This window comes from Actinomycetes bacterium (assembly GCA_036000965.1).
In the GTDB taxonomy this organism is placed as follows: domain Bacteria; phylum Actinomycetota; class CALGFH01; order CALGFH01; family CALGFH01; genus DASYUT01.
In genome coordinates this window covers 38,901-46,531 of record DASYUT010000289.1, presented here as the reverse complement: position 1 = coordinate 46,531, position 7,631 = coordinate 38,901, and the positions used below count along the sequence as shown (strand labels likewise).

Annotated in this window: 6 protein-coding genes; 2 read left to right on the top strand and 4 right to left on the bottom strand. The window is 72.7% G+C overall.

The genetic code is table 11. From position 1 onward, the window contains the following. Positions 1–777 precede the first annotated feature (777 nt). From VG276_25695 to VG276_25680, 4 genes are all read right to left on the bottom strand, one after another. A complete protein-coding gene (locus tag VG276_25695; protein HEV8652686.1) occupies positions 778–2,142 on the bottom strand; it encodes a trypsin-like peptidase domain-containing protein in 1,365 nt (454 codons plus the stop codon). Between the two features lie 90 nt (positions 2,143–2,232). Then, positions 2,233–3,501 carry a HAMP domain-containing sensor histidine kinase gene (locus tag VG276_25690; GenBank protein ID HEV8652685.1) on the bottom strand — a complete coding sequence of 423 codons (1,269 nt, stop codon included), beginning with the start codon at positions 3,499–3,501 and terminating at the stop codon, positions 2,233–2,235. Further along, positions 3,498–4,181: a response regulator transcription factor gene (locus VG276_25685; protein ID HEV8652684.1), complete on the bottom strand. Its 684-nt coding sequence runs from the start codon at positions 4,179–4,181 to the stop codon at positions 3,498–3,500. Before VG276_25685 ends, VG276_25690 begins: the two co-directional genes overlap by 4 nt. A 75-nt stretch (positions 4,182–4,256) precedes the next feature. Then, the gene (locus VG276_25680; GenBank protein ID HEV8652683.1) at positions 4,257–5,186 is read right to left on the bottom strand and encodes an ABC transporter substrate-binding protein; all 930 of its coding nucleotides are present in this window, start codon (positions 5,184–5,186) and stop codon (positions 4,257–4,259) included. Between the two features lie 222 nt (positions 5,187–5,408). Between VG276_25680 and VG276_25675 the strand changes: the two genes are divergently transcribed. Together VG276_25675 and VG276_25670 are read left to right on the top strand one after the other, a co-directional pair. Next, complete coding sequence (locus VG276_25675) at positions 5,409–6,983, top strand: RIO1 family regulatory kinase/ATPase (GenBank protein HEV8652682.1); 1,575 nt, start codon at positions 5,409–5,411, stop codon at positions 6,981–6,983. Then, the gene (locus VG276_25670; GenBank protein ID HEV8652681.1) at positions 6,980–7,579 is read left to right on the top strand and encodes a hypothetical protein; all 600 of its coding nucleotides are present in this window, start codon (positions 6,980–6,982) and stop codon (positions 7,577–7,579) included. The genes VG276_25675 and VG276_25670 overlap by 4 nt, the downstream gene beginning before the upstream one ends. Positions 7,580–7,631: the final 52 nt, after the last annotated feature.

Sequence of the window (7,631 nt, the reverse complement as noted above, 5' to 3'; positions counted from 1 at the left end):
TCTGGGCGGCCGGCCACGTCCCGCCCGACCGGGGGCCGGGGGCTCGAGCAGCGAAGCAGAGCGTGGCTCTTGCCGGGCCGCGGCTCCCCCGGCACGATGGCACAGGCGCTCCTGGGGGGCCGTGGCGGGAGCGTGTGCCTGGCCAGACCGCGGCTCCCCCCGAACCATGGCACAGGCGCTCCTGGGGGGCCGTGGGGGGAGCGTGTACCTGCCAGACCGCGGCTCCCCCGGAAGCTGGCACAGGCGCTGTTGGGGGGCCGTGGGGGGAGCGAGCTCCCCCCACATCGAACCAGGACTGCCGGTCAGGACACGCCGCTGCGCGCAGACCAAGGGCGACAGTCGCCGCCAGAGCGAGCTCCCCCCACATCGAACGGGGACTCAAGCAAGCTGCGCTGCCGTTCAGCGCGCACAGGACGGTGACAAAGGGCAACGGCCTGCCGTCCGGCGGGGCCCTGGCAGTCCCCCAACCACCAGTCCTCACAGCCGGACGGCGAGGCCGCCGCTACGCGAACTTGCTTCCCGCGCCTCCCGTGTCCTCCCGGCCAAGGCGTGACGGCCCCGGCCGTCCCAGCGGGCGGAAGTGCCCCCGCACGTACGCCCCCCAGCGCCGCCGCGAATGCAGTTCCGTGTTCGCGTAACTGACAGTACGATGCCGTTCCTGTTCGTGCCGCCCCCGAGTCCAAATCGTTATCCGCCAAATTACCAGATCCGGCCGAATCTGTCCATGCCGGGCGGGGTGGCTTTCCGGTCCGGCCGAGGCAGGTCCCCGCCTTCGCCTCACGGCCCCGGGCGCACGGCCAGGGTGGCCGTGACCTGCTGCTCCTTCCCGTCGCGGACCAGCTTCACACGCACCTCCTGGCCCGGGGAGCCCAGGCGCACCTGCGCGGCCAGGTCGTCGCTGCTCTGGATCGGCCTCCCGTTGATCTCGGTGACCAGGTCGCCGACCTCGATGCCGGCCTTCTCGGCGGGCGAGCCGGGCTCGACCTGGCCGATGAGCGCGCCGGCCTTGCCAAGGGCCGGCGCGCTGAGGCCGACCCCGAGGTAGCCGCTCTGGATTTTCTCGCCCTTGACGATCCGGGCGGCTGAGTTGGCCGCGGTGTCGATGGGGATCGCGAAGCCGACGCCCTCGTTCCCGCCCGACTCCGACCGGATGGAGTCGTTGATGCCGATCACCCGGCCGGCCCGGTCGGCCAGGGCACCGCCGGAGTTGCCCGGGTTGATCGGGGCGTCGGTCTGGATGACCTCAAGCGCCCCGCCGTCCTGGGTGCGCAGGCTGCGGTTCTTCGCGCTGACCACGCCGGAGGTGACCGTCTGCTGCAGCCCGAATGGGCTGCCGATGGCCACGGCGGTCTGGCCGACCTGCAGGTTGACCTTGAGGGCGAGGGTGGCGGGCTTGAGGCCGGTGCGGTTCACCTTGACGACAGCGACGTCGTTGCCGCCGTCGCTGCCCAGCACCTGGCCGCGCACGGCGCTGCCGTCCTGGAAGCGGATGGTCACCGTGCTGACGCCCTCCACGACGTGGGCGGCGGTGAGGATGAAGCCGTTCTTGTCGTAGATGACACCAGAGCCCAGGCCCTGGCCGGTCTCGATCTGGACGACGCTCGGGCCGAGGATCCGCGCGACCGCGGCGACCGGCTCCTCCTCGGCCGGCACCGTGGCCGTGGCCGCCCCGGCCGGCGCCGCCGTCGGGATGCCGGCGCCGGCCGAGGCCGCCACGCCCCCGTCGCGGCGGTCGACGAGCAGGGTGAGCAGGGCGCCGGTGAGGACCAGGATCAGCGCGGCCATGGTCATGAGCAGCACCCGGCCCCCTCTACGACGGCGCGGCGCCTCACCCGAGCCGGGCGGGCGGGTGCCCCAGCCAGGCCCGTCCCCGCCAGACGACGGGCTGCCGACGGCCCAGGCCGGAGGATCGTCGGACGCGGTGGCGACGCCCCAGACGGGTGTGGTGGGGGCGCCACGCTGCCCGGCCTGCACCTCGTCCCAGCGGGGTAGCCGCGTGGTGGCGGGCTCGTCACCCCAGACGGCCGGGCCCGCTCCCTGGGGCGGAGGCGGTGCCGCGGTCCCGGGATGCAGCGGGCGGGTGTCGGGATCGGAGCCCGGCCACGGCGCGGCGCCGTTCGGGTCGTTCGGGGGATTGGCCATCGCGGGGATCCTCCTGGACGAGCAGACGAGCAGGGTAAGGCGTCCAGACCAGGGTAGGCAGGGAGCCCTAAAACACCGGTAAGCCAGAGGTCAAGGCCGGCTAAAGCCGTCAGGACGCTGGAGCCGCTCCGCCGCGGTGGACGACGGGCGGGCCAAGGCCCGCGCGCCAGGCGCGACGAGCCGGGGCGGCTGGCCGCCGTCGTGGGCGGCGACCGGCAGCCAGATGGCGAAGGTGGAGCCGACCCCGACCCGGGACTGCAGCTGCACCTCCCCACCGTGGCTCTCGGCGATCTGCTTGACGATGGCGAGCCCGAGGCCGGTCCCGCCGTCGGCCCGGGAGCGGGCCTTGTCGGCCCGCCAGAACCGGTCGAACACCTTGGGCTGGTCCTCGGGGCGGATCCCCGGGCCCTCGTCGGACACCGCCACCCACGCCATGCCCCTCTCGCTGCCAACGGCCAGCCGGACCCAGGAGCCGGCGGGGGCGAGGCGGACGGCGTTCTCGAGCAGGTTGGCCACTGCCCGCTTGAGCGCGTCCCGGTCCCCGGTCACGGTGACCTCGGGCGCGATCGCCCGGTCGAGCACGATCCCGCGGGTCTCGGCCAGGGCGACGAACTCCTCGCTCGCCTCGGCCACGGCCACGCCGAGGTCCACGGGCTCGTTGTAGACGGCGGGGGCCTGGCGCCTGGCCAGCGCGAGCAGGTCGTCGACCATCCGGGCCATGCGGTCGCTGGCCCGCTTGACCACGATGATGGCCTGGCGCAGGTCCTCCGGGTCGGCGTTCGGGTCGGCCAGGGCCACCTCGACGTTGGTGCGGATGATCGCGAGCGGGTTGCGCAGCTCGTGGGAGGCGTCGGCCACGAACTGCCGCTGGGCGGCGAAGGCGGCGTCCAGCCGGGCCAGCATGGCGTCGAAGGTGTCGGCGAGCTGCTTCAGCTCGTCGTCGGGCCCGTACAGCTCGATGCGCCTGGACAGGTCGGTGGCCTGGATCTCCCTGGCCACCGCGGTGATCCGGCCGATCGGGGCGAGCACCCGGCCGGCGATCACCCAGCCGACGCCGAGGCTCGCGACGAACAGCACGGCCAGGGCGTCGAACGAGTACATCCGCAGCTTCTCGAGCGTGCGGGTGTGCACGAACTTCTGGAACCCGCTGGCGGTGAAGACGTCGATGCACGTGCCGTAGCGGCAGAACGTGTTCGGGCTCGCCTCGCCCCGCAGTGACGTCGACAAGATGAGGTACAGGCCGCCGACGACGAGCGCGCCCAGGCCGAACAGGACGGCCGAGTAGATCAGGGTGTAGCGGAAGCGGATCGACCGCATCCACTCCGGCAGCCGGTCGTCGAGGGCGCCAGGCTGCTTCACAAGCCCTCGCGCAGCCGGTAGCCGCGGCCGACCACGGTCTCAATGGGCTGGTCCTCGCCCGCGTCGGCGAGCTTGCGGCGCAGCGTCATCACGGTCACCCGCACGGTGTTGGTGAAGGGGTCGGCGTGCTCGTCCCAGACGTGCTCGAGCAGGTCCTCCTGGGAGAGCACCTGACCGGGCCGCGACATGAAGTAGCGCAGGAGCGCGAACTCCTTGGGCGTCAGGGGCAGGGCCCGCCCACCCCGGAGCGCCTGGTGCCTGGCCGTGTCGAGCGCCAGGTCGCCCACGCGCAGCAGCGCCCCCGAGCGGCCGGCGTCGCGGCGGAGCAGCGCCCGCACGCGGGCCTTGAGCTCCTCGAAGTCGAACGGCTTGACGAGGTAGTCGTCGGCGCCCTCGTCCAGGCCGGTGACCCGGTCCACGGGCCGGTCCCGGGCGGTCAGCATCAGCACGCGGGGCACCGGCCTGGCGTCGCCGGGCGCGCGGAGCTGCCTGACGACCTCGATGCCGTCCGTCCCGGGCAGGTTCAGGTCCAGGCAGACGACGTCGTAGGTGTTCACGGCGGCCTTGTCGAGCGCGTCGTCGCCGTCGTAGGCGACGTCGACCGCGTACCCCTCCCGACGCAGGCCGCGAGCGACCGCGTCGGCCAGGTCGGTCTCGTCCTCAACCACCAGCAGGCGCATGAGGGGAATGCTAGCGGCCTTGTGATCAAGGGGTCATAAGCGAGGCCGAGTTCGGGCCAGTGGCCTCCTGCGGGCTCAGCGGTTGACTGGGTGGCTGAGCAGCCAGTCGGCGGCTGCCGCCGCGGGCTTCACCCCCGCCAGCTCGACTTGTTGGTTCAGGTGGATGAGGTCCTGGGTGTTGAGCTGGGCGGTGACGGCGTTGATCAGGCGAACCAGCGCGGGCCCGTAGGCGGCGACAGTCTCGTTGCGCACCATCGGGGCGATGTTCTCGGCTGGCTGCAGCCGGCGGTCGTCCTCGAGCTGCACCAGGTCGCGGTCGGCCAAGTGACCGTCGGTGGTCTCGAGCATGCCGACGTCGATCTCGCCCGTCTCGAGGGCATCGGCGGTGACCGTCCGGGACGGCATCGCCTCGAACCGCGCGAACTCGAGGCCGTAGACGTCCCGCAGCCCCTTGAGGCAGAGCGGCCGACCTGGGCATTCGGGCGGTCCGCCGAAGGTGAGCTGGCGGGCGATCGGGGCCAGGTCGCTGATGCGCTCGAGCTTGCGGTGTCTGGCCAGGTCGCCGGTGACGACGAAGCCGTTGCGGTCCTCGGCCGGGGCGAATGCGAGCACGCTGAGCCCGCGGGAGGTGAGCGCCTGCTGGAGCCGGGCGTGGGTGGCCCGGGGGTCGGCGGTCGCCACCCGCTGTTGCTCGTAGAGGAAGTTCAGCGCGCTCCCCAGGTATCCGGGGACGAGGTCGACTCGGCCCTGCTCGAGGGCGGGCGCGACGATCTCGCGGGGGCCGAGCCGCGGCACGACCTCGACCGGGTAGCCCTGCCGGCGCAGGGCCTGCCCGTACAGCTCGGCCAGGGTCTCGCTCTCCGGGAAGTCGAATGAGGTTACCGTGATGACGGGCCGCCGCGGGTCCTCGGGCGGCGGCGGGCGCTCGGCCGCGGGGGAGCACCCGCCGGCCAACAGGACGGCCGCAGCCAGGACGAGCACGACCGCCAGCCTGGCTCGAGGCATGACCTTCCTCCTGTTGCAGCCCGTTTGCACAGGCTACACTTGCCGTCGAGCCGCGCCGGGTGGCGATCGCCCGCATTGGACCCCAGGAGCTTGTTGGTGGAACCCACGCTGCGGCACCCACCCCTTACCGGCGGCGAGCCGGTACGGTCCCGCCCCATGCGGATCTCGCGGTCCGGCCGGCGTCGCCGTCCCTCTGGCGAGGCGCCGCCGCTGCCGCGCCCCTTGACCACTGTCCGATACTGGCTCGCCGCGACTGGCGTGGTGCTGCTGCTGTGGCTCGCCGCGCTCGCCAGCAGCCGCACCAACAACTACATCCTCGCGTTCGACCTGACGCTGCTCGACTGGGTCTCGCGGCTGCGGAGCGGCGCCCTGACCGATCTCATGCAGGCGGTGCATGCGCTCGGGTCCCGCTGGACGATCCGTGGCCTGTTCTGGGCCACGATGCTCGTGCTGCTGGTCCCCCGCCGCTTCCGGCACCTGTTCGTCTTCCTCGGCGCCGTCGTCGGGGTGATCGCGCTCAGCTCCCTGTTCGCCTACCTGTTCATGCGGCCCCGTCCGCTCGGCGTCGAGATCCTCGGCGACTGGACCGGCGCGGCGCACCCATCCCGCCCGGTCGCGGTGTTCACCGCCACCGTGGTCGGCATGCTGTATGCCCTCCTACCCCAGGGCCGGCTCCGCCAGCTCGGCAAGCTGCTGGCAGGCGTGCTGGTCACGGCGCTGTCGGTCGCCCTGGTGTACCTGGCCGTGAACTCGCCCACCGACGTGGTGATCGGTGTGATCATCGGGGTCACCATCCCGCTGGTCGCGTTCCGGCTGCTCGCCCCGAACGAGGTGTTCCCGGTCAGCTACCGGCACGGCCGCGCCGCCCACCTGGACGTCGGCGGGCGCCGCGGGCAGGCCATCCACCGGGCCCTGGAGGACCAGCTCGGCATCCAGGTGCTCGAGATCAAGCCGTTCGGGCTGTCCGGCTCGGCCGGCTCCACTCCGCTGCGGGTCTGCGCCAAGGGCGACCCGAACACCTACCTGTTCGCCAAGCTCTACGCCCGCAGCCACCTGCGCGCCGACCGCTGGTACAAGCTCGGCCGCACCCTGCTGTACGGCCGGCTGGAGGACGAGAAGCCCTTCAACACCGTCCGCCGGCTGGTGCAACAGGAGGACCACGCCCTGCGCCTGCTGCACGGGGCCGGCGTGCGCAGCCCGGAGCCGTTCGGCATCGTCGAGATCACCCCCGAGCGCGAGTACATGGTCGTCACCGAGTTCTTCGACGGCGCCCAGGAGATCGGCGACGCGGAGGTCGACGAGGCCATCATCGACGACGGCCTGCGCATCATCCGAAGGCTGTGGGACGCCGGCCTGGCCCACCGCGACATCAAGCCGGCCAACCTGCTCGTCCGCGAGGGCAGGGTCCACCTGATCGACGTGTTCTTCGCCGAGGTCCGGCCGAGCCCCTGGCGGCAGGCGGTCGACCTGGCCAACATGCTGCTGGTGCTGGCCACCCGCTCCAGCCCCGAACGGGTCTACCAGCGGGCGAGGCTGCAGTTCAGGGACGACGAGATCAGCGAGGCGTTCGCCGCCACCCACGGGATCACCATGCCGTCCCAGCTTCGGCGGTGGATGCGCGAGCAGGGACGCGACCTGCACGACGAGTTCCTGCGGCTGCTGCCCGAGCGGCCGGCCCCAATCTCGACCCAGCACTGGAGCCTGCGCCGGGTCGGCCTGATGCTCGGGGTGCTTCTGCTCGGCCTGCTCGCGCTGCTGGCGGCGATCGGCAACCTGCAGGCGGCCGGGCTCCTGTGAGGCGCCTGCCGCTGCTCGCGCTGGCCTGCCTGCTCCTGGCCGGCTGTGCCCGGCCCGCTTCCCACGAGTTCGCCCAGTCCCGCCAGCCCTTCTGCGAGCACCGCGGCGACCCGGGCACCCAGTTCGTGGTCCTCATGGCCCAGGCGGTCCCGTCGGCCACCCAGCTGCCCTGCATCGAGCTGCTGCCGGCCGGGTGGAGCGTGAGCGACGCGTTCGTCCGCAGCGGGCGGGCCCGGTTCGCGCTCGACTCCGACCGGGTCGGCCCCCATGCGGTGCAGGTGGTTCTCGAGCGGACCTGCCAGTTCGGGAGCCTCAAGGCCACCAGGGTGCCCTCCGACGAGCCCGGGACGCGGCGCTATGAGCAGATCGGCGAGGTCCGCCCGGGGGTCGGCTTCACCGGCACCCGCTTCTACCTGTTCAAGGGTGGCTGCGTCACCTACCGCTTCCAGTTCAAGACCGAGGAACGGGCCGGCCCGATCGGCGAGGTGACCCTGGCGCTCAGCTTCGTCACCCGAGACGCGGTGCGCAAGCTCGTCCGGGAGACCACCCACGGCCGCGCCAAACTCGACGCCTCCGCCGTGACGGGCAGCCGATGACGACGGTCCGCACGCCGACCGTCTTCCGCGCAGCGCGCCAGCGAGCCGGGCG

Excerpts from the sequence above, each read along its gene's own strand:
- VG276_25695 (HEV8652686.1), bottom strand. The coding sequence starts at position 2,142 with ATGGCCAATCCCCCGAACGACCCGAACGGCGCCGCGCCGTGGCCGGGC.
- VG276_25685 (HEV8652684.1), bottom strand. The coding sequence starts at position 4,181 with ATGCGCCTGCTGGTGGTTGAGGACGAGACCGACCTGGCCGACGCGGTC.
- VG276_25680 (HEV8652683.1), bottom strand. The coding sequence starts at position 5,186 with ATGCCTCGAGCCAGGCTGGCGGTCGTGCTCGTCCTGGCTGCGGCCGTC.